The 20,946-nt window shown below is 43.4% G+C and carries 20 protein-coding genes; 8 read left to right on the plus strand and 12 right to left on the minus strand.

Features of this window, described 5'->3' with window-relative positions:
* Positions 1 to 277: 277 nt before the first annotated feature.
* On the minus strand, positions 278 to 1,219 hold the full coding sequence (gene pssA / locus B3R91_RS05985) for a CDP-diacylglycerol--serine O-phosphatidyltransferase (protein WP_144297693.1): 942 nt from the start codon (positions 1,217 to 1,219) through the stop codon (positions 278 to 280).
* A gap of 10 nt (positions 1,220 to 1,229) precedes the next feature.
* Entirely contained in the window at positions 1,230 to 2,105 is an 876-nt protein-coding gene (locus B3R91_RS05990; protein ID WP_286796846.1) for a 23S rRNA (adenine(2030)-N(6))-methyltransferase RlmJ, read from the minus strand.
* Between the two features lie 140 nt (positions 2,106 to 2,245).
* On the opposite strand from B3R91_RS05990, the gene B3R91_RS05995 reads away from it, so the two are divergent.
* From B3R91_RS05995 to dapE, 3 genes are read left to right on the plus strand one after another with little or no spacing between them, the layout of a single operon-like run.
* Entirely contained in the window at positions 2,246 to 3,001 is a 756-nt protein-coding gene (locus B3R91_RS05995; RefSeq protein WP_286796847.1) for a 2OG-Fe(II) oxygenase, read from the plus strand.
* 51 nt (positions 3,002 to 3,052) lie between these two features.
* The gene (locus B3R91_RS06000; RefSeq protein WP_286796848.1) at positions 3,053 to 3,517 is read left to right on the plus strand and encodes a hypothetical protein; all 465 of its coding nucleotides are present in this window, start codon (positions 3,053 to 3,055) and stop codon (positions 3,515 to 3,517) included.
* A 52-nt stretch (positions 3,518 to 3,569) separates the two neighbouring features.
* Positions 3,570 to 4,769: a succinyl-diaminopimelate desuccinylase gene (gene dapE / locus B3R91_RS06005; protein ID WP_286796849.1), complete on the plus strand. Its 1,200-nt coding sequence runs from the start codon at positions 3,570 to 3,572 to the stop codon at positions 4,767 to 4,769.
* 116 nt (positions 4,770 to 4,885) lie between these two features.
* Here the strand turns inward: dapE and B3R91_RS06010 are convergent, their stop codons facing one another.
* From B3R91_RS06010 to B3R91_RS06035, 6 genes are all read right to left on the minus strand, one after another.
* A complete protein-coding gene (locus B3R91_RS06010) occupies positions 4,886 to 5,386 on the minus strand; it encodes a GyrI-like domain-containing protein (RefSeq protein WP_144297697.1) in 501 nt (166 codons plus the stop codon).
* Positions 5,387 to 5,452: 66 nt separating this feature from the next.
* A complete protein-coding gene (gene iscX / locus B3R91_RS06015) occupies positions 5,453 to 5,662 on the minus strand; it encodes a Fe-S cluster assembly protein IscX (protein ID WP_144297698.1) in 210 nt (69 codons plus the stop codon).
* A 193-nt stretch (positions 5,663 to 5,855) separates the two neighbouring features.
* Positions 5,856 to 6,392: an acyl-CoA thioesterase gene (locus B3R91_RS06020; protein ID WP_286796850.1), complete on the minus strand. Its 537-nt coding sequence runs from the start codon at positions 6,390 to 6,392 to the stop codon at positions 5,856 to 5,858.
* Positions 6,393 to 6,526: 134 nt separating this feature from the next.
* Positions 6,527 to 7,927 carry an NAD(P)(+) transhydrogenase (Re/Si-specific) subunit beta gene (locus tag B3R91_RS06025; RefSeq protein WP_414707521.1) on the minus strand — a complete coding sequence of 467 codons (1,401 nt, stop codon included), beginning with the start codon at positions 7,925 to 7,927 and terminating at the stop codon, positions 6,527 to 6,529.
* Positions 7,924 to 8,271 (minus strand): proton-translocating transhydrogenase family protein, encoded by a 348-nt coding sequence (locus tag B3R91_RS06030; protein ID WP_286796860.1) that lies wholly within the window; start codon positions 8,269 to 8,271, stop codon positions 7,924 to 7,926. Before B3R91_RS06030 ends, B3R91_RS06025 begins: the two co-directional genes overlap by 4 nt.
* Positions 8,272 to 8,385: 114 nt before the next feature.
* Positions 8,386 to 9,543 carry a Re/Si-specific NAD(P)(+) transhydrogenase subunit alpha gene (locus tag B3R91_RS06035; RefSeq protein ID WP_201541916.1) on the minus strand — a complete coding sequence of 386 codons (1,158 nt, stop codon included), beginning with the start codon at positions 9,541 to 9,543 and terminating at the stop codon, positions 8,386 to 8,388.
* Positions 9,544 to 10,044: 501 nt separating this feature from the next.
* On the opposite strand from B3R91_RS06035, the gene yaaA reads away from it, so the two are divergent.
* Positions 10,045 to 10,845, plus strand: coding sequence for a peroxide stress protein YaaA (gene yaaA / locus B3R91_RS06040; protein WP_286796851.1), 801 nt, complete (start codon positions 10,045 to 10,047; stop codon positions 10,843 to 10,845).
* A 207-nt stretch (positions 10,846 to 11,052) separates the two neighbouring features.
* Here yaaA and groL read toward each other — a convergent pair whose 3' ends face one another.
* Together groL and B3R91_RS06050 are read right to left on the minus strand one after the other, a co-directional pair.
* On the minus strand, positions 11,053 to 12,702 hold the full coding sequence (gene groL, locus B3R91_RS06045; RefSeq protein ID WP_238060659.1) for a chaperonin GroEL: 1,650 nt from the start codon (positions 12,700 to 12,702) through the stop codon (positions 11,053 to 11,055).
* Positions 12,703 to 12,829: 127 nt separating this feature from the next.
* Positions 12,830 to 13,120 carry a co-chaperone GroES gene (locus B3R91_RS06050; protein WP_144297704.1) on the minus strand — a complete coding sequence of 97 codons (291 nt, stop codon included), beginning with the start codon at positions 13,118 to 13,120 and terminating at the stop codon, positions 12,830 to 12,832.
* 593 nt (positions 13,121 to 13,713) lie between these two features.
* Here B3R91_RS06050 and B3R91_RS06055 point away from each other — a divergent pair.
* Positions 13,714 to 14,484, plus strand: a complete 771-nt coding sequence (locus B3R91_RS06055; protein ID WP_144297705.1) for a DUF3108 domain-containing protein — start codon at positions 13,714 to 13,716, stop codon at positions 14,482 to 14,484.
* A 94-nt stretch (positions 14,485 to 14,578) separates the two neighbouring features.
* Here B3R91_RS06055 and B3R91_RS06060 read toward each other — a convergent pair whose 3' ends face one another.
* Positions 14,579 to 15,067, minus strand: coding sequence for a hypothetical protein (locus B3R91_RS06060; RefSeq protein ID WP_144297706.1), 489 nt, complete (start codon positions 15,065 to 15,067; stop codon positions 14,579 to 14,581).
* A 54-nt stretch (positions 15,068 to 15,121) separates the two neighbouring features.
* The gene (gene wrbA, locus B3R91_RS06065) at positions 15,122 to 15,739 is read right to left on the minus strand and encodes an NAD(P)H:quinone oxidoreductase (protein WP_201592294.1); all 618 of its coding nucleotides are present in this window, start codon (positions 15,737 to 15,739) and stop codon (positions 15,122 to 15,124) included.
* Between the two features lie 282 nt (positions 15,740 to 16,021).
* On the opposite strand from wrbA, the gene B3R91_RS06070 reads away from it, so the two are divergent.
* The 3 genes from B3R91_RS06070 (at position 16,022) to B3R91_RS06080 (ending at position 20,835) form a co-directional block, all read left to right on the plus strand.
* The gene (locus B3R91_RS06070; protein WP_286796852.1) at positions 16,022 to 17,575 is read left to right on the plus strand and encodes a YihY family inner membrane protein; all 1,554 of its coding nucleotides are present in this window, start codon (positions 16,022 to 16,024) and stop codon (positions 17,573 to 17,575) included.
* Between the two features lie 248 nt (positions 17,576 to 17,823).
* A complete protein-coding gene (locus B3R91_RS06075; protein WP_414707522.1) occupies positions 17,824 to 19,416 on the plus strand; it encodes a DUF2254 domain-containing protein in 1,593 nt (530 codons plus the stop codon).
* 144 nt (positions 19,417 to 19,560) lie between these two features.
* On the plus strand, positions 19,561 to 20,835 hold the full coding sequence (locus B3R91_RS06080) for a cation:proton antiporter (protein ID WP_144297709.1): 1,275 nt from the start codon (positions 19,561 to 19,563) through the stop codon (positions 20,833 to 20,835).
* Positions 20,836 to 20,946 lie beyond the last annotated feature (111 nt).

Here is a 20,946-nt window from a genome sequence, read left to right on the forward strand (position 1 = left end):
GAGGTGCGTATTATAGACGCTTATTTTAATTAGTCAAGAAGTTATTTTTATTTAGTTTGAAATTTTTATCAGCCTACTTAATAGTAGTTTGATGTGTTCTTTCTCGCTAATGGATGTTTATTCAGTGCCAAAACACTTTCTAAACGCCCTTCCCTTTCGACTGGGTGGCATTATACGCGCTTTTAGTAGGGGGTCAAGGGGGTTTGAAAATTTAAATTGATATATCTTCTAACCCCTTGATTGCTTAGGAATTAAATCTGAGATTTTGGCTTTAGTCTTACATTTTACTCTTTAAGGTGGTTACGATACCTGATAATGCATAGATGATACCGATGGCTAAGATGCCTACTGGGATATCATATAAGATGATACTCATGACCAATACGCCAATGATAAGCACAACAAATGGCACTTTCTTTTTATCGAACTCTTTAAAGCTATAGTATTTAACATTACTGACCATCAATAAGCCGCAGATAACCACCCATGCCGCAAATAGGAACATGATGGCAGTATCGTATTGTCCGACCCATTCATTATGATCGACCGCAACCATGACAGCGGCGGTAACCAAGATAGCCGCGAGCGGACTTGCCAAACCGACGAAGTATTTTTTATCGACAATGCCGACCTGAACGTTAAAACGTGCTAAGCGAAACGCGGCGCACGCGGTAAAGACGAAGGCACAGCCAAGACCTATACGACCTAACGGCTCTAAAGCAAAGCTATAAATCAAAATCGCCGGTGCCACGCCAAAAGCCAACATATCAGCGAGTGAATCATACTGCTCGCCAAAAGGACTTTGCGCATTAAGCATACGCGCAACACGCCCATCGGCACCATCAAGGATAGCGGATAAGAAAATCGCCAGTGAGGCTTTATAAAATTCGCCTTGAGTACTGGCTAAAATAGAATAAAAACCCGACAGCAGAGATAAAGTGGTAATCAGATTGGGCGCTAAATAGACACCGCGACTAACCACACGCTTACCTTCGGCAACCTCTGCTTCAATCACCTCAAAGGTCAAACCATCATAATTGTCATTATCCGCTAGGCGAATATTGAACTCATGCTCATCGACAAAAGGCGGCTGAGTGGCAGCACTATCCTGTAAGAGCGGCTCTTTTACCAAACCGTCATTCATAACCTTGTCGGTTACCAGACTGTCCTTTGCAAGGCTATCTTTGCCCATACTACTTGATGATTGATTCGTCGTCATAACGATATCCTTATTCGCCGACCAGCCAGCGCACATTAGTGGCACTATCAGGAGACATGTCTGGGGCATCCGCAACTTTTAACACCGGCTGTAAGAAACGCAAAATCTCACGTGCGTGATTGTCAAATTGCCAAGGCGGATTGATAACGAGTAACCCTGTACCATTTAGACCAACAGCGATGTCGTTAGGATAGATATTGAGCTCGCAGACCAATTGACGTCTCATTTCAGTCCGTTTTAGCTTTTTGTAAAACAGCTCAACCGCTTCCATGTTTTTAATTGGATACCATAACGCGTAAGTACCTTGTGGCCACTTATTATAAGAATGTACCAATAGGTCAATCAGGCGGGTGAAGTCTTTATGCTCTTGCTCGTAAGGCGGATCAAGAAAAATCAAACCGCGCTTCTCTTTTGGTGGAATCACCGCAGCGATACCTTCAAAAGAATTGCGATGATGAATACCAATCGGCAATTTATGTAGCTGATAATTTAATGCATCGTATTCACTGGCTTTGGCTTCAAACGCTTCACCGCGCACGCCAGCATCAGGATTTTTTTCAACATGATGGGCAATCCACCAAGGTGAACCAGGATAGACTTTTTTGTCATACGTAAAACGCGCTTGCTTAATGCCTTCCATATAGTCTTTGACGGCCGCCGGTGCTTTTTCGATATCCGCTTTTAATAAAGCTTGGATACCGCCTTTGGCTTCACCTGTTTTGCGCGCCTCTTCACTGCCGAGCGAATACAGCCCACGACCGCCGTAAGCATCCAGCACATAAAAAGGTTTGTTCTTTTGCCCCAATTGATTCAGCAGTTGTACCAATAAAATGTGTTTAACAACATCGGCAAAGTTACCAGCATGATAGGCGTGTTTATAGTTCATAAGATCAAAAGTTTAAATAAGAAAAATTGCATCTATGGTAGCATAGGCAGAGTAAAAGATAACGATGGTTTTGGTAAAAAGGCATGGATTGGCTGTGTATTGACAGTGAATGGCATGTTTATTGATAACGGCGAGGCAAAATGACGCAGATTATTAGCAATCTTGAGGTAACACAGTTAGTCGTTGATCAACCGATTGGACAGGATAATCCTCCATTATTATATCCGCCGAGCGATGACGAAAGTCAAACGCCGCCAACTCAGCATGAATTACAATTTTCCGACTTTGATGTCGATTGGCAAAATAAGCTAACCGATAAACAGCTAGATACGTTTGTAGACGATGGCTGGATGATTATTGACGATGTGTTTGAAAATAAAGCGCTATTGGCTCTGCAGTCTGAGAGCGGTTTTATTGACTATCGTGACGCCGAGCTGACGGCTGGCATTCGGGTTAGCAATATTCGCGGTGATCGCATTCGCTGGATTACCGAAAACTTCTTTGCAGGTTACTATTATTTACAAAGTATCAATGCGCTTGCTGCTTTATTCAATCAAAGCTTGTTTGCTGGTATTCGCCATAGTGAGGCACATTACGCTTGTTATCCGGTAGGTTTTGGCTATCAATGGCATAGCGATAATCCGGCTGGACGTGATGAGCGCGTTATCTCGGCGGTGTTTTATCTCAATGATGATTGGCGTAATAGTGATGGCGGTGCGTTAGAAGTAGTCGACAAACATGGCATCAATCATAATGTCATGCCTGTTGCCAATCGACTGGTCATATTTGATAGTGACTTACAACATCAAGTACAAATTGCCCATCGGCAGCGTTATTCTATCGCTACGTGGATGCGCCGTGATGGTTTGGTGCCTTTTGTTGAGGATAATATTTAAAACTAATCAGCTATTACTTTAAATAAGCCTTGTTAATTAAGGATAATGACAATGCATAAAACCTTATATAGAAGCTTGCTCTTACTTGTTATACTCCCTCTGATCGTGAGCTGCGAGACGCTTAATAATCAAGCCGCTACTCAAAAAGACAATGAGTTATTTTTTACCTATTATTTGCCAAAATCCATGCCTGAAGAACCTCTAATAATTAATCCGACTGTTATTACTACTGAATTCAAATATGAGGATGGGTGTTTACTTGCATTTGATGGAAGCATATGGATGACACCTGTATTTCCCGAAGGACATGCAACTTTTAATAGTCATCATAAGACTTTAAGATTATTAGGAACGAGTTATAAAATGGGTAATGTGATTTCTGCAGCTGGCTATGTGCATACTTACAACAGTGAAAAAGTTAAAAATTATAGTAATAGCCCAGCCGAAAAGTGCATTACAGAGTATCTAGCAACATATTACGGCGATTATGAAAAAATTGACTTGGATAAAAACTAAATTTTTTCAGACCTCAAATTATAAACATCAAAACAACATATCTAGGACTGTCATGAGTTCAGAAAATAATAGTAAAACCCATCAACAACAAACCTTAGATTTAAGCATCGCCCTACTTGAACGTCCTTCTGTCACCCCCGATGATGATGGCTGCCAAGATATATTGTCAGAGCGCCTGACGCAGGCTGGGTTTGATTGCGAGTTTATGTATTTTGGTGAAAGAAACCAAAGCGGCGAACATGCGGAAGTCAAAAACCTCTGGGCGCGCCGTGGCACCACTGAGCCAGTTATTTGTTTTGCTGGTCATACCGACGTCGTGCCTACGGGTGATGAAAACAATTGGACTTATCCGCCATTTACACCCACCATTGCCGATGGTTATTTATGGGCGCGCGGTGCCGCTGATATGAAAACCGGCATTGCTGCTTTTACCGTTGCCGCCGAGCGTTTTGTCGCTAATTATCCTAAGCACAATGGCTCTATTGCTTTTTTAATCACCGCAGATGAAGAAGGCCCGTCCATCAATGGGACGGTGAAAGTCATTGAAACGCTTGAAGCGCGCAATGAGAAAATCACCTATTGCCTCGTTGGCGAACCATCAAGTACCGACACGCTTGGTGATATCATTAAAAACGGTCGCCGCGGCTCATTGGGCGCCGAACTGACCGTCACTGGCAAACAAGGTCATGTTGCCTATCCGCATCTGGCTTGCAATCCGATTCATGCGGCAATGGCGGCATTAGCAGAATTAACCAATGCCACTTGGGATAACGGCAACGAGTATTTCCCTGCGACTTCTTTGCAAATCTCCAATATAAATAGCGGTACAGGCGCAACCAATGTCATTCCTGAAACGCTAACCGTTATTTTTAACTTCCGCTTTTCCACAGAAACGACGGATGAAGAATTAAAAGCGAGAACTCATGCTATCTTTGATAAATATTTTGAAAACAATAAAGCCAGTTATGATATTAACTGGAAATTATCCGGTCAGCCATTTCTAACTCCTGAAGGCAAACTCGTATCGGCCTGCCAGCAAGCGATTAAATCTGTGACTGATGTTGATACTACGTTATCAACCTCTGGCGGTACATCAGACGGACGCTTTATCGCGCCAACCGGTGCGCAAGTCGTTGAACTTGGCGTACGTAATGCCACCATTCATCAGGTCGATGAAAAGGTAGAAATAGATAACTTAGGCAGATTGGCGCAGATATATGAAGGGATTTTAGAGAATCTGCTGCTTGATTAGACATAATCTATAGAAACAAAAAAAGCGCCATCTGCTTCGTATTTGGCGCTTTTTTATTATGATCTTTTATCGATAAGGACTTGAACAACACAAGTCAATTAAGCTACTTACTAGCTTCACTCAATCCCTATATAAACATCCACTTGCCCATACTCTAAATTACCATCAATATAGTGCTCAAAATCGACATTATAACTACGAGTATACTCACAGCTTGGGTCGTTGAAGTACTCCCAAGCCTTCTCCCACGCATTCATGACGGTATTAGGCATATTACCTGTTTCTGAAAAGACTAAGTATTTCCCTGCGGGAATGGCTATTGTTACAAGATTACTCTTATTGGCGACCGCCGCATTATCCGGCTGCGCCTGCTCATTGCCCACTTCCCAACCAGCGACAACATCAAACGCCCCTACTAAATCAGCACTTTCATAATTGTGGTAGATACCATAAATATCCTGATCTTCAGGCAAGTCACCCATGTAGTTTTGATAAAACTTTTGCCATAAGCGGCCTAATTTTGCCGTTTCGTGGCTGATTTCAGCGTGATTGGTGGTACGTACGCTAATACCCTTGCAAGCTATCGCTTCGGGTAGCTCTTTAATTTGTGACGTCATGATGCTGCCTGCCCTGTTGTGCTGTGTGATTTTTATTTGATGTGCGATTAAATGAGCATAACTGCCTTAATCCGCTTCATCAATCCAATTCATTTGAATGGCTTCTAAGATACCCTCGTTTGATTTTTGCGGATCATCATCAAAACCTTCTAGCTCCGTCACCCAGCGGTGTAAATCAGTAAAGCGAATATACTGCGGATCGGTCTCAGGGAATTTTTCATAAAGCTCAATAGCGATATCTAAGCTGTCTGTCCATTTTAGTTTTTGCGGGCTCATGGTAGCTCCTTAACTGTTATTTATTTTATAGTTTTCATCAAACTAGAGATTAGTTTGACCAGTTGTTTGTATAATGTTTGTCTAACGCTTTACTTGCTCACTTACTAACCTCCTATCCTATCAAAATTCGCCAACTGATTATAGACAAGTTCGTTATACCGCCTTTGTTGCTTTAACTTTTTGCTTTATCTTTTTATTTTGTTTCTGCAGATTTAATCGCTACTTGATGCTGATTCCAAGAAACAATGACTTCATTTGTCTGCTCACCTGTCATATCCAATATCTCTGGTGCGCATTTGCCTTTTTTATCGTTTAAGACAAACTTAGTCATACCAACACCCATGAGCTGATTTTTTACCAAAAAGCGCGTTTCAAAATAGACGTATTTTTTATCCCAACCGACAAGCGTACTACTTACCGTCATTTTATTCAGGAATTTAATTTCTTTGAGATAGACCATTTCTTGCATGGCAATAATCCAGCCGAGATTTTTAAGCCCCTTTTGATGACAGCAGGCCATCAGCCATTTAGTGATGTTTAACTCGATAAAAGACAAGTAGCGATAATTAGGCAGATGGTCGCGAAAGCCCATATCGTGTGGCAATACGCGATAATGGCGTACAATTGGTTTGGGTAATGTCTCGACACTTAGGTGTTCATTAGCCGTTTGCTGTTTAAGCTGCTGCTTTAATAAGCTGACCATAATAAAAAAACGTATCAACATGTTCATAAAGGAAATCTCTGCACGGTTATTCTGTATGAATTATGAGTAAATATAGCTTTGATAAATGCTGCCTACCTTAACGCAAAAAAAGCCACCTCAGTGACTTTTTCGTAAAAATATTATTAGTAGATGATTAGCAATTAATGACCGCCGCCATTGATACTACGTACCATCTCTTCAACCATTTTCTTAGCATCACCAAAGATCATCATGGTTTTGTCCATGTAGAACAAGCTGTTATCAAGACCTGCATAGCCCGTGCTCATTGAACGTTTGATAACCATGACCGTCTGTGCTTTGCTGACTTCTAAGATTGGCATACCAAAGATTGGGGATGATGGATCATCTTTTGCCGATGGATTGACGACGTCGTTAGCACCAATCACTAAGACCACATCGGTACTGGCAAAGTCGGAGTTAATCTCATCCATCTCAAGAATGTCATCATAAGGCACGTCAGCTTCCGCCAATAGCACGTTCATATGGCCTGGCATACGACCAGCAACCGGATGAATGGCAAAGCGCACATTGACGCCTTCCTCTTTTAACAGCTCATACAATTCTTTGACCGCGTTTTGAGCACGGCCTTGCGCCATACCGTAGCCCGGTACAATCACCACACTGCTGGCATTAGACATGAGGAAACCTGCGTCTTCTGCCGAACCTGCTTTGTAGTTTTTAGGTGCGCCATCATCTGCGCCTGTAGCGGCAGCTGCCGTACCCATACCACCAAATAAAACGTTTAGTAATGAGCGGTTCATGGCTTTACACATGATGTAAGATAAAATCGCGCCTGACGAACCAACGAGCGAACCTGCGATAATTAGCATCGAGTTGCCAAGGGTAAAACCAATACCCGCTGCCGCCCAACCTGAAAATGAGTTCAATAGCGACACAACCACGGGCATATCACCGCCACCGATTGGCGCAATCCACATCCAACCAAATATTACGGCTAATACTGCCATCGCATAGAAAGCTGGCAATGAATCGGTCATAAAGTAGACGATACCAAAACCAATCATAGCAATAAATAGAATCGCTTGTACCGGTTTTACCCAGCCGCCTACTAGGGTTTTTGCCCAACTTTTTGCAGCCAATTTACCAAAGGCAAAAACAGACGCTGAGAAAGTAATCGCACCAATAAAGCAACCGATAAACAGTTCAGCACGGGCGACTGCGCCATGCTGTTGCTCAGTATGCAGTACGGTCGCTAAGGCAATCGCCACTGCTGCCAAGCCTACGAATGAATGCATCAAAGCAACCGTTTCTGGCATTTGGGTCATAGCGACCGTTTTTGCTTTCCACATACCAACAAGTGCACCCAATACCATGGCGCCGATGATTAACCACAGCACAGGGCCTTCAGCTAAGAAAAAGGTGGTTGCGACCGCAATAGCCATCGCTACCATACCAAAGCGGTTACCACGAATGGCGGTTTTTGGGCTAGAAAGACCACGCAAGGTTAAGACAAAAAGGATAGCACCGATTAAGTAAAACCAGTCCGCATTTGTTGCAATCATATTTGTTAAATCGCTCATGCATCGCCTCCACTTTCAGTCGTCGCAGTTTCAAGTACTGGCGCTTTTTTTACTTTTGGTTTAAACATCGCCAGCATACGTTCAGTCACCGCAAAACCACCAAAAATATTGATACTGGCTAAAAATACTGCAAAGGCACCGAGCAAGCTGGTTGGGGTAAACATGGTGCCGTCAATGGTGACGGTTTGTAGCATCGCCCCGACGATAACGATACTTGATAAGGCATTGGTTACTGCCATTAGTGGCGTGTGCAATGCTGGCGTGACGCCCCAAACGACGTAATATCCGACGAAAATAGCGAGCACGAATACCGTGAAAATCGCTACAAACGGTGTGCTACTCATGGCCGCACCCGCTGGCGCTGCCGCTAAAATAGTGGCAATCATCTAATCCTCCTAAAAATTTGTTCGTGTCTGGCAAATGTAAGGTAATGAAATTCGAGACTGGATGTTTAAGGCTTAGCGTTTAGCAAGGCGTACTTGATTGTCATGCGTCACTGCTAACGCCCCTTGAATCTCATCATTCATGTCTAAATTCAGTGCCAGCGTTTTCGCTGAAGCGTCGTCTTTAGCTGCAGGAGCCATCAAAGTAGTGATAAAATTAACAAGGTTATTGGCATATAAATCTGAAGACTGCGCCGCCAGTTGTGATGGGATATTGGCTGCCCCGACGATACGCACACCGTTTGGCGTGGTAATGGTTTCATCAGGTACACTGCCTTCGACGTTGCCACCAGTGCCAGCAGCCATATCAATCAGTACTGAACCGGCTTTCATTTTGGCAAGCGTTGCTCCGTGCACCAAGCGCGGCGCGTTACGTCCAGGAATCTGCGCGGTGGTAATGACGATATCTGCGTTGCTCAAGGCTTTATCTACGACAGCAGCCTGATCTTTGATATATTGCTCAGAGGGCGTCCATGCATAACCGCCCGTGGCTTTGGCTTTTTGCGCTTCGTCTTCGCTCATTGGCACGTCAAGCCATTTACCACCAAGCGATTCCACCTGTTCTTTGGCAGCAGGGCGCAAATCACTGGCTTCAACGACGGCGCCCAAACGCTTCGCCGTCGCAATCGCCTGCAAACCTGCAACGCCAACGCCTAAGATGACCACTTTGGCAGGTTTCACCGTACCCGCTGAGGTCATAAACATCGGAAATGGACGCGAGTATTCATTGGCGGCAAGCAATACCGCTTTATAACCGGCAAGGTTGGCTTGTGACGATAAGACGTCCATGTTTTGCGCACGTGACAAAGTACGTGGCAATAATTCCATGGCAAAGACGGTGGCACCTTTGGCCGCATAAGTATCTAGCTGGCTATTGCGATATGGGTCAAGCATACCAATGACCACTTGACCGGCTGTTAAATGCTCCGTCACCGCTGCTGGCAAATCATTGACGGTAGTAATAATTTGCGCTTGGTTGACGACCTCGGTACTACTATTGGCAATATCAGCACCCGCTGCCTGATACAACTCATCAGCGTAATATGCTGCTTGACCTGCACCTGACTGAATGACGACTTCAAACCCTAGTTTGCGTAATTTCTTTACCGCGTCTGGGGTTAGCGCTACCCGTTTTTCACTCGCGCTATCTGCACTAATAACACCAATCTTCATACCGTCTCCTTACTTACGTCAAATGACTATACTCACGTTTAATGACTATCTTTTAACACCCGCAACGCATCTTTAAAAAGCACAGGGGACAAAAAAATCTTTGGTCACGGTTGGTTAAGAACTTAAGACCAAAGATTATCAATTTAATAAATGATAGCTCCTTTGCCATCATGCCTTTTTATTATAGAGATAACATCTGCAAACTTTCATTGCCTAATGATGACCCACAAGTAAAATAAAAAGTTAGGCATTTACACCATCATCATAACTTTTATTGTTATATTAAAAACTTTTATTTTTTCCAAAAGCGCGCAAAGCCTGTAAGCTATTAGCTCACGACAAATATAAAAACCGGCTTAAGGTTTGACATATGTCTACGATGTCGCTTAAAAATACAAAACCGCTACGACTAAGTCAAGATAAAATACGGCCTAACGTATAATAAGAAAACTTGACCGCTCAATGGAACACCCATTGACCTACTATAAATAAGGAATAACCATGTATTTTTTACTCTCCCCTGCCAAATCGCTTAATGAGAAAGATGCCGTGCCAGTCAATCTCGGCAATTACTATAGTCAGCCCGAGCTGATTGAGCATGCGCAGGGGCTCATGAAAGACCTAAAAGCCAAAGAGCCAATTGATTTACAAGAGCTGATGAGTATCTCTGACGATTTGGCGCAGCTTAATGCCAGACGTAATCAAGACTGGGCTTGGAGTGCAAATACTCCTTTTACGGGTGACAACGCCAAACCAGCGGGGTATTTATTTGACGGCGATGTCTATACTGGGCTTGATATGTATCATATGGACAAAGATACTGCTATTTACGTTAATGAACATTTGGGTATTTTGTCAGGTCTTTATGGCGTGCTGAAACCGCTCGATTTGATTCAGCCATATCGCCTAGAGATGGGCACCAAGCTAAAAAATGATCGCGGGGATAATCTTTACGAGTTTTGGGGCGAAGAAGTGACTAAAACAATCAATGCACGTATGGCAGATAGTGAGGACAAAGTTTTAATTAATCTTGCTTCTAATGAATACTTTAAGGTAATAAAAAAGAAAGCACTGAATGCGCAAATCATCACGCCAAGATTTGAAGACGAGAAAAATGGCCAATATAAAGTGATTAGCTTTTATGCCAAAAAAGCACGCGGATTGATGGTGAAATATGCAGCAGACAATAAGCTGACCAACGCAGAGCAGCTAAAGCAGTTTGATTTGGCAGGCTATTATTATGTTGATGAGCTGTCTGACGATAAAACGTGGACATTTCGTCGGGATGAAGCAAGTCAGTAGTCTTCAAACAAACAACTAATATGCATAAAAAAACCCCGATAAGCCAAAGCCTATCGGGGTTTTGTTTGAGCTAGGTTTAACAAGTAGGTTATGACAAAGTCATGCTTCTAGCGAAAAGCGATTTATCGAGGAAGACGCGCGAAAATAGTACTTATCGTACATTGAGCGCGGCTAACAAAGAAAAATCGCTTTGTAGCAGAAGTAAAATTACATCATACCGCCCATGCCACCCATACCGCCCATTCCACCGGCAGCGCCCATGCCAGCCATAGCATCATCACCTTGCGGTAAGTCAGTAATCATGACTTCAGTTGTAAGCATGAGGCCTGCAACAGAAGCCGCATTTTCTAGTGCTGAACGTGATACTTTTGCTGGATCAAGGATACCCATCTCTAGCATATCGCCGTATTCGCCAGAAGCTGCGTTGTAACCGTAGTTACCACTGCCGCTCTTGACTTCATTAACCACCACTGACGCTTCTTCGCCTGAGTTGGTCACGATTTGACGTAAAGGTGCTTCCATCGCACGGCGTAGGATTCTAATACCCGCATTTTGGTCGTCGTTATCGCCACGTAGTTCAGACAAGGCATTCATCGCACGAACGAGGGCAACGCCGCCGCCAGGGACAACGCCTTCTTCAACCGCTGCACGAGTCGCATGTAGCGCATCATCAACGCGGTCTTTCTTCTCTTTCATTTCAGTTTCAGTTGCCGCGCCTACTTTGATAACGGCAACGCCGCCAGCAAGTTTTGCCATACGCTCTTGTAGCTTCTCTTTATCGTAGTCAGACGTTGATTCTTCAACTTGACGTTTGATAGATTCAACGCGGTTTTCGATGTCTGCTTTGTTACCAGCGCCATCAACAATCACAGTGTTTTCTTTACCAACAGTGACTTTTTTCGCCGTACCTAATTGCTCTAGAGTAGCAGTCTCTAAACTTAGACCAATCTCTTCAGAAATCACCGTACCGCCAGTTAACGTTGCGATATCTTCTAGCATAGCTTTACGGCGATCGCCAAAACCTGGTGCTTTAACAGCACAAGTTTTTAAGCCGCCACGCATGTTGTTTACAACTAGTGTTGCCAATGCTTCGTTTTCTACGTCTTCAGCAATGATTAGCAACGGCTTGCTTTGCTGCATGACTTGTTCAAGTAATGGCACGATTTCACGGATATTGCTGATTTTTTTATCAACAAGCAAGATATATGGGTTTTCAAACTCAGCGGTTAAGCTGTCTTGCTTATTGGCAAAGTACGGGCTGATATAACCACGGTCAAACTGCATACCTTCAACCACTTCCAAGGTATCTTCAAAGCTTGAACCTTCTTCAACGGTGATAACGCCTTGCTTACCCACTTTTTCCATCGCTTGGGCAATCAGCTCACCAATTTTGGTATCTGAGTTGGCAGAGATAGAACCTACTTGCGCAATCGCTTTTGAATCGTCAGCTGGGGTTGATAACTCATGGATTTGCTCAACCGCAGCACGTACGGCTTTATCGATACCGCGCTTAAGATCCATTGGGTTCATGCCCGCAGCAACTGACTTCATGCCTTCAACCAAGATTGACTGAGCCAATACCGTTGCGGTCGTTGTACCATCACCAGCAACATCGTTGGTGCGGCTAGCCACTTCACGCACCAATTGTGCGCCCATGTTTTCAAATTTGTTTTCAAGCTCGATTTCTTTGGCAACCGATACACCATCTTTAGTGATGGTAGGTGCGCCAAATGATTTATCGATAACCACGTTACGACCTTTCGGGCCAAGCGTGACTTTTACCGCATTTGCTAGAACGTTTACACCGTCCATCATTTGTTTACGGGCATCAATGCCGAATTTTACGTCTTTTGCCATGTTAAATTACTCCACTATTATAAGTATGAGAATGCAATGAAAGGTTTCAATGATATTTTTTTATAAATGTTCTTGGGTATAACTGTTGTTGGCTAAAAATCGTTAGCCAAAATTGTCTTATTAGCAATTAGCCTTCTAGTACACCCAATACGTCTGCTTCTTTCATAATCAATAGCTCTTCGCCGTCAACTTTTACCGTTTGACCCGCATATTGACCGAACAAGACTTTATCGCCAACTTTTACATCTAACGCACGAGTTTCACCGTTGTCACGAATCTGACCATTACCGGTGGCTAGCACTTCACCTTGAGAAGGTTTTTCTTGAGCTGAACCAGGAAGCAAGATACCACCAGCCGTTTTTGTTTCTTCTTCGATACGGCGGACGACAATACGGTCATGTAAAGGACGAATATTCATCGATACGACTCCAAAATTTGGTTAGTTAACATAAAGGTTTATTTGAATGAATGATCTCAATACCAAGATCTAGCAGAATGTCTGCTTAAAAACAGCATTCTTTAGATAAGCTTTGAGCTTGTATCAGAAAGTGGGGGCAAGGCAAGTTTGCTTCAAGTGTAAAGCCCAAAAATTTACAAGATTTTTGCACATCATTGCCTATGTAAGCAGTAGTGCGAGTGATAAATATTCCATTGATTAAATTGCACGCTATTAAAGGCTTTGGCATTGCTTTAAAACAACAAGCCTTCCATCAAATAATAAGAGAGAAAATAAGCGATTGTAAATGAAGCTTTTAGCGGTATCAGCCAATTAACTTCCGCATTTCTTACCAAGCTTACAGCAAGTTACTGCCCGTGCTCGCTTTAGCTAAACCAGCAACATCGACTACAATAGCCTAACGCTTCACTATGCCCCTGCCCTTGAAAATGTAACAGAGTATGACAATATATAAGGGTGAGCACATAACAATCCCTATAAATAATAGTTAAATAAAATACAGTAGCTTTAATCGAAACTGCCAATACAGCTTGAAACCAAATTAAGGAATATCCATGAGTTTTTTATCACAAAATAAACAATCCCTAACAACCCATTCTAATAACCCGAAACGCAGCCCCTCTAAAATTTTAACCGCCTTAGCCACTGGGGCAAGCATTGCTGCGATTGGAGCTTTAAGTATGACCGCACCTACCCTTGCCAGCGCCAAAAGCGTTGAGCCCTCAAGCGCGAACTATAGTTTCACCATTGAAGATAAATATAAAGGTACAGCTACCCGTACGTTGAATAAATCTGGTAATACCTGGAAATACAATGTCAATGCTCGCGTTGCTGGTGTCGCCACCGCCGCGCAAAATAGTACCTTTACTATTAACGGTAATAATGTGGTGCCAACTCAGGCCAGCACCACTTATAAACTATTGGGCGTTGGTCGTACGCACAAATTGGACTTTAATCCAAGCAGTAAAAAGGTAGTAAGCAACTATCGCGGCAAGTCGACGACTTTAAATATGGCGCAGCAAGCCTTTGATGATTTGAGCCTTGAGGTGCAAATTCGCCAAGATTTATTAAATGGTAAATTCTCTGGCAACTATTACATGGCGAAAAAAGACAAAATTGAGAAAACGCCTTTTAAAAAATCAGGCAATACTAAAATCACCGTACCAGCAGGTACGTTTGATACCGTGCGTGTCGACCGCGTGCACGATGACAATAGCCGCTCGACCAGTTTTTGGTTGGCGCCAAGCTTAGATTATCTGCCAGTTAAAGTCAGTCAAATTAACGATGGTAAAAAGATGGATTTAGAATTAACCAAAGTCAATTAAGCCCTTATCTTTGTATAAATGGTTAACGTAAAAAAGCGGCGCTCTAAATGAAGCGCCGCTTTTTTTTATCCGTATAAAACTTTCTATGTGAATTTTAGCGAGAACGTGGCTGTTTAACGACATTGTTCATTGACGGTAGACGTTTTAACAAGATAAATAACCAGACGTTGATGGTAAGTAACAACACAAAATCAAATAGATAGACCATTATCTCAGCCCAACTACTGCCATAAACACGGGTAAATAGCACCACCCCACTCGCGCCAAGATAAACCAAGGTAAACATACTGTCTATCAATAGCGCATAAGGCGAACGCCCGCGTAATATCGATGGCGTTAAGACCAGCGCCGGTAGCAACCATAACGCTTGCCAAGCGATACCGCCAACGATATCGGGACGACTAGGATTAAAGACGCTGATTAAAATCGGCAATGCCAATAATCTAAACGCTAGCCAAACCAACCATGTCACCATCAAACGCTGACGTATAGGCGCTATCGGCTTTTGTGCATTAACTATCTCAGGCGTTTTTGCTGCGGGCGTGTCGATATTACTGTCCTGCTTGGATTGGTTAGTGACCATGGGAGATATGTATTTCCTAATTGATAACAGCAAACGGTAACCTATAAAGGTTAATTAACGCTGCCAATTGGCTTTCGTTAAGGCAGACGCAGTTATCGCCAAACGCCGACCTTGGGCAATCGCCAGCTCGCGCTCATCTGCCGATACCGGTTGGTCATGTAACGCGCCGCTGACATGACTTGCGCCATAAGGCGAGCCGCCACGCTGCGTTCTATTTAACGCAGGCTCAGCATAAGGGACGCCCACAATCATCATGCCATGATGCAATAGCGGCATCATCATCGTCAGCAAGGTCGTTTCTTGTCCGCCGTGCATCGAGCCTGTGGCCGTAAATACTGCAGCTGGCTTGTTTTGCAGATTGCCAGCCAGCCATAGGGTGACGGTATTGTCCCAAAAATACTTCATCGGTGCGGCCATATTACCAAAGTGCGTCGGACTACCAAGCGCAAGCCCGCTACAATCTTTTAAATCATCCATGGTGCAATAAAGGTCGCCTTCATCAGGAATGGCAGGCTTAGTTGCGGTGGTTTCAGGCGCGACAGTCGGCACCGTACGAATACGCGCCGTCATGCCAGCGTCTTCAACACCTTGGGCAATGGCATATGCTAATGTCTTCGTCGTACCATAATTTGAATAATAAAGCACCAAAACATAAGGGGCGGTCTGACTCATTAGCAAAACATCCTTAAAAAGTCGTGAAAATGAATGGTTAAAGGCGCGTCAACCACACTATAAATGACCCGCATGAATAATAGATGTGCATATTATGCCCGAGTCATGCATTGACAGCAAACAAAGCACATCAACCTCATTCAAAAGTGCCGTTTTGTAGATGGTGTAGACAAGCATGTAAACCAACGCTGACTTAGTGCATTTTGACACAATTCAGTGGCAGATTCTGCACGCTTACTTTTGTTACACTATTCGCACTCTTATTGCCGTTAAATGGTTGTCATGGAAAATTTACTAAAAAAAATCCCTTTTTTACACCAACGTTGGTTTCAGTTTCTCCGTTTTTTGACGCGGCACTTTTTTGAAGACAACTGCCAACAAAAAGCCGCCTCGCTAACGTATACGACGCTATTATCGATTGTGCCTATCTTAACAGTACTATTGATGATTTTGTCGTCAGTGCCAGCGCTTGCGTCGGTCAGAGCGCAGATTTATGAAGTGATATATAGCAACTTGTTGCCGCAATCGAGTTTGCAAGTCAGCAAATATATCAATAACTTCGCTGAAAAATCGTCGAATCTGACCATCATCGGTTCGATGGTGTTGTTTTTTACTACCATCATGACCCTGACGACCATTGAGCGCGCCTTTAACCAAATCTGGCGAGTAGAAAACCGCTCTGGTGGCATGAAAAGTATTCTGCGCTACTGGACGATTGTGACATTAGGACCGCTGATTTTAGGCACAGCATTTATCGTCTCAAGTACGGTGCAAAGCTTAAGTTTCTTAAATCGACAAATCGCCGGCTACGGTATCGACTGGTCGTTTTGGATTCAAATCGTTTCTATTGCGGTCACGGTAGCGGGCTTTATTAGTATGTACTGGTTTATACCCAAAGCGCGTGTCCCGGCAAAAAATGCGGCGATTGCTGGTGTCTTTGTGGCGATTATTTTTGAGTTAATGAAGAGCCTTTTTGGTACGGTCATGGCGAATTTTACCAGCTATGAGGCCATTTATGGGGCGTTTGCCGCGCTGCCAATATTTTTATTATGGATCTATCTGTCGTGGAATTTGATTTTGCTCGGCGTTGAGATTAGTTATACCTTGACCATTTTTGAGACCGAAGAGGTTTATCCGCGCCACCCGCTCCTAAGTTTGCTCGATATGTTAAATCTCGTTTATACCCATCATTTAAAAGGCGAAGCGGTGAGCGAGCAAGCGCTGCGTAATGTCTTAGGACGTAAAGAGTTGCCGAAATGGTATACCTATATTAACTATCTGCAAGACAGTAATCTTATCACCATGACCGAAGAAGAAGATTATGTACTGAAAAAAGATTTGAGCAAAATGACCTTGTGGGATTTTTATCGCACTCTGCCTTACCCTTTGCCTATCAAAGATGAGCTTGATGAGATGAGCATTGAAGACCAAAAACCTTGGCTGAGCTTATTGGTTGATCGCTTTGAAAATACAGAAGCCTATGCCAAACAGCAATTGGCTTTACCATTGAATATGATTTTCGCTCATAGCGAACCCCGTAAAAAATCTGAGGAAAATACAGCAAATTCAACTAAAAACACTCGCTCTAAACTCTTTAGAAAATCTAGCGAGGCAACCCCTAACTACCTATCTAAAAAAGATAAAGATAGGGATAACGTCACGCCGGACTTTGATCCTATCGCTTATGATAAGGACAGCGACGTGGAGTGTGATGAGAATAACAATGAAATCATCATTCCTAAAGATATTGATGAGAATAAACCTTCTACGCTTGACCACAGAATTGGGAGGAGAGACGATATTATTACGGAGGCGGATAAGCCTATAGTGAGATAAGGTTACTATAATTTTTTTATTCGCTGTAACCTCTAAATAAACTCCTATCATAGGGGCTTATTTTTACTAAATTTTTAAACGATCCTATTTATATGGTAAGGTAATTCTCTTTACGTCTCTTTATTCAGTGGTGCAACAGCACAGCTTCTATCAATAGAACTTGCTTGGTTTTTAGGTCATTTTTGGAGCGCATTCTATTGGACAAACACCCTAAAAATGGCTGGCTTAAGTCGCTATTGCTCACCCTTATGCACAGGTTAAAGCAATTTGCCCAGCTGTGGTCGCTACAGACGCTATTAGATTTACCCGATCGCCTAAAAAATCTGTGGCAGCAGCTGATTGGTTCTTATTGGTTTATTCCCAGCGCTTGTGTGTTAGCAGGTATTCTACTCGCGCCCATATTGGTCACCATTGATGAACATTTTGACCGCGAGACGGTTAGAGAGCTAAGTTTTGCTTTTACCGGCGATGATGAGGCCGCTCGCGCTATCATGACCACCATTGCTGGTGCCGTACTTGGTGTCGCGGGGACTACTTTTTCGATTACCATTGCCGTGTTATCAATGGCGTCTTCGCAATTTGGCCCCAGATTGCTGCGTAATTTTTTGACCGATACGCCCAATCAGTTTGTTTTAGGCGCATTTATTGGCACCTTTAGCTATAGTTTATTGGTGTTAAAAGCGATTCATAAATACGATGTTGCCTTTGGTGTGCCGCAATTGGCCGTGACCTTTGGCATTATCATGGCAATTATTTGCGCGTTATTGTTGGTGTATTTTGTGCAGCATATGGTGCATGCGATTCAGGCATCGCATGTGATCGAAGGCGCCAGTAATGAGGCGATTAAAAATATTCACTACTGGTATAAAGACCGCTGTAATATCAAGCATCAACGTGATGTTGTGCATCAGGATGTCGAACAGTTTCACACTTGGTCTGCAACGCCGATTTATGCGCCAAGCTCGGGCTATTTACAGCAAATTTACCTTAAGTCACTGGTAACTCTGAGCCAAGATTATGCAGGCGTGGTGCAAATTAATGCCAATCTTGGTAACTTTGTCACTGATAGAAATATTATTGGCTATTTTTATCAGCGCCCAGCCAACCATCCAGACAATCGCCATCAGACCAACACGCCAAAACTTGCCATTGTGCCGCGCGCCCCAGATAGCTTGTTTTGGCAGCGCTTTGCTGGTTGTATCCGTATTGAGCAGCGCCTAAGCCATTCTAACGATATCGCTTATAGTTTAGGACAAATGACCGAAATTGCGGTACGCGCCCTTTCTCCAGGAATTAACGATCCCAAAACTGCGGTCAATTGCGTACAGTCTTTGACCAGCTGCCTTAGCATCATGATGCGTCGTCAGCCGCCAAGCCCCTATCATTTTTATATAAAAAATCCAGACAAGTCGAAGCCAGATAAAACAACATCTGATAATAGCATTATTGAAAAAGTAAGCCATAAACCACGCGACGCCATATTAGCCGTCGTGACTCATACCCCTAAAATATCCGACTTTATCGATACCTCGCTTGGCGAGATACGGCGTTACGCGACCGCAGACTTAATGGTGTTAAAGGCGCTTTGTCAGGCAATGGTAGACCTTAATTATGCCAAAGTTAATAATGCTCAGCAGCAAACGTTACTACATGAGCTGACGTTGATTGAACGTGCGGGACAAGACAATCTTAGCTATCAGGCCTTGGTCGATGACTTAAGCGCCATGTGTGCGCAAGCCAAGCAGTTTATTCTCAGCGACAATGACCAACACCAATATTTTGCTTATGTCGCTAAGTTCGATGCTCATATTCATCAAGCTCTACAAACACAATCAAGATAGCGTTTAAAATGATCTTTATAACTAAAAATAAGTTTGCCACTCATAACTGGTAAGCCAGCACAAAAATAACTAAAATAAAACCCCGTTAATCCTCCTAAGTCCTAAAATCGGGGCGAATTTTTATCATTACTTGAGACCCTTTTTATGGCTCCTACCAGCAGCTTGAGCGTACTAGAAATCAGCGCTATTTTTTTATCGATTACTGCCTTATTAACTTATGTCAATCATCGCTTTATCGGCTTACCAACGACTATCGGCGTGATGGTAATCTCCATTTTATTATCTATCGGCGCGATATTTTTGGGCTTTTTAGGTTTTGATCAGCTCATTGATTACGAAGTGAGCTTATTAGAACAGCTTGATTTTACCGAAGTCTTATTGGACGGCATGCTGTCTATGTTGCTCTTTGCGGGCGCGCTACACGTCAATATTGGCGATTTAAAACGTTATAAACTGCCCATTGGTATCCTTGCTTTTATTGGCACCATCGTATCGGCGTTACTCATTGCCGCTGCCCTTTATTTTATGCTGCCGCTATTTGGTTTTGGCCTGCCGTTTTTGTGGTGTTTATTATTTGGCGCTTTGATATCGCCGACCGACCCAATCGCCGTGATGGGTATTTTGGCCTCAGCTGGCGCACCAAAAAGTATTGAAACGGTCATCGCTGGTGAATCACTATTTAATGATGGTATCGGCGTGGTTATTTTCGTGCTGCTGCTCGGTATTTTATCCAGTGGCGATATCCCAACGGCCAATTATGTTGCCCATACCTTAGCCGTTGAAGCTGGTGGCGGTATAGTCTTTGGTTTAGTGCTCGGCGCAGTTTTGTACTACATGCTTAAAAGCATCGACAGCTACCAAGAAGAGGTGTTATTAACGCTGGCGGGCGTCATAGGCGGCTATGCACTCGCCAGCCATTGGCATTTATCAGGGCCACTTGCGATGGTGATGATGGGCTTAATGGTAGGTAATCGTGGACGCGCGCTAGCGATGAGTGATAAAACGCGCCATTATATTGATTTGTTTTGGGAATTAATTGATGAAATTCTTAACGCGATTTTATTTGTCTTGATTGGTTTAGAGGTGGTGATGATTGCTTATTCGGGCAATTTATTTATCGCTGCTGGTTTAACCATTGTTATTGCCCTAGTTGCACGCTTTATCGTCGTCGGCATGACCACCAAAACCTTTCATCGTCAGCTTGATTTGCCAAAAGGCGCGTGGAAAGTGCTGACATGGGGCGGATTGCGCGGTGGCATTTCGGTTGCTTTGGTGTTGCAGCTGCCAGCAGGCGGCGAGCGCGATATTTTATTGGCGCTGACTTATGCGGTGGTGATATTCTCTATTTTGGTACAAGGTTTGAGCGTTGGTAAAGTCGCCAAAAGCATTCGTACCGACGAGAAAGTCGCAGAAATATAAGCTTTACATAGTTTTCATTTAGCCGTTTTAATCAAAGAAATGCCAGTATAAGAGGATAACTTATACTGGCTTTTTTAGGTCTCTTAAACCCGTTTATTGGTTTGTATCATA

The sequence above is a fragment of the Psychrobacter sp. UBA6291 genome (genome assembly GCF_002439405.1).
GTDB classification, from domain to species: domain Bacteria; phylum Pseudomonadota; class Gammaproteobacteria; order Pseudomonadales; family Moraxellaceae; genus Psychrobacter; species Psychrobacter faecalis.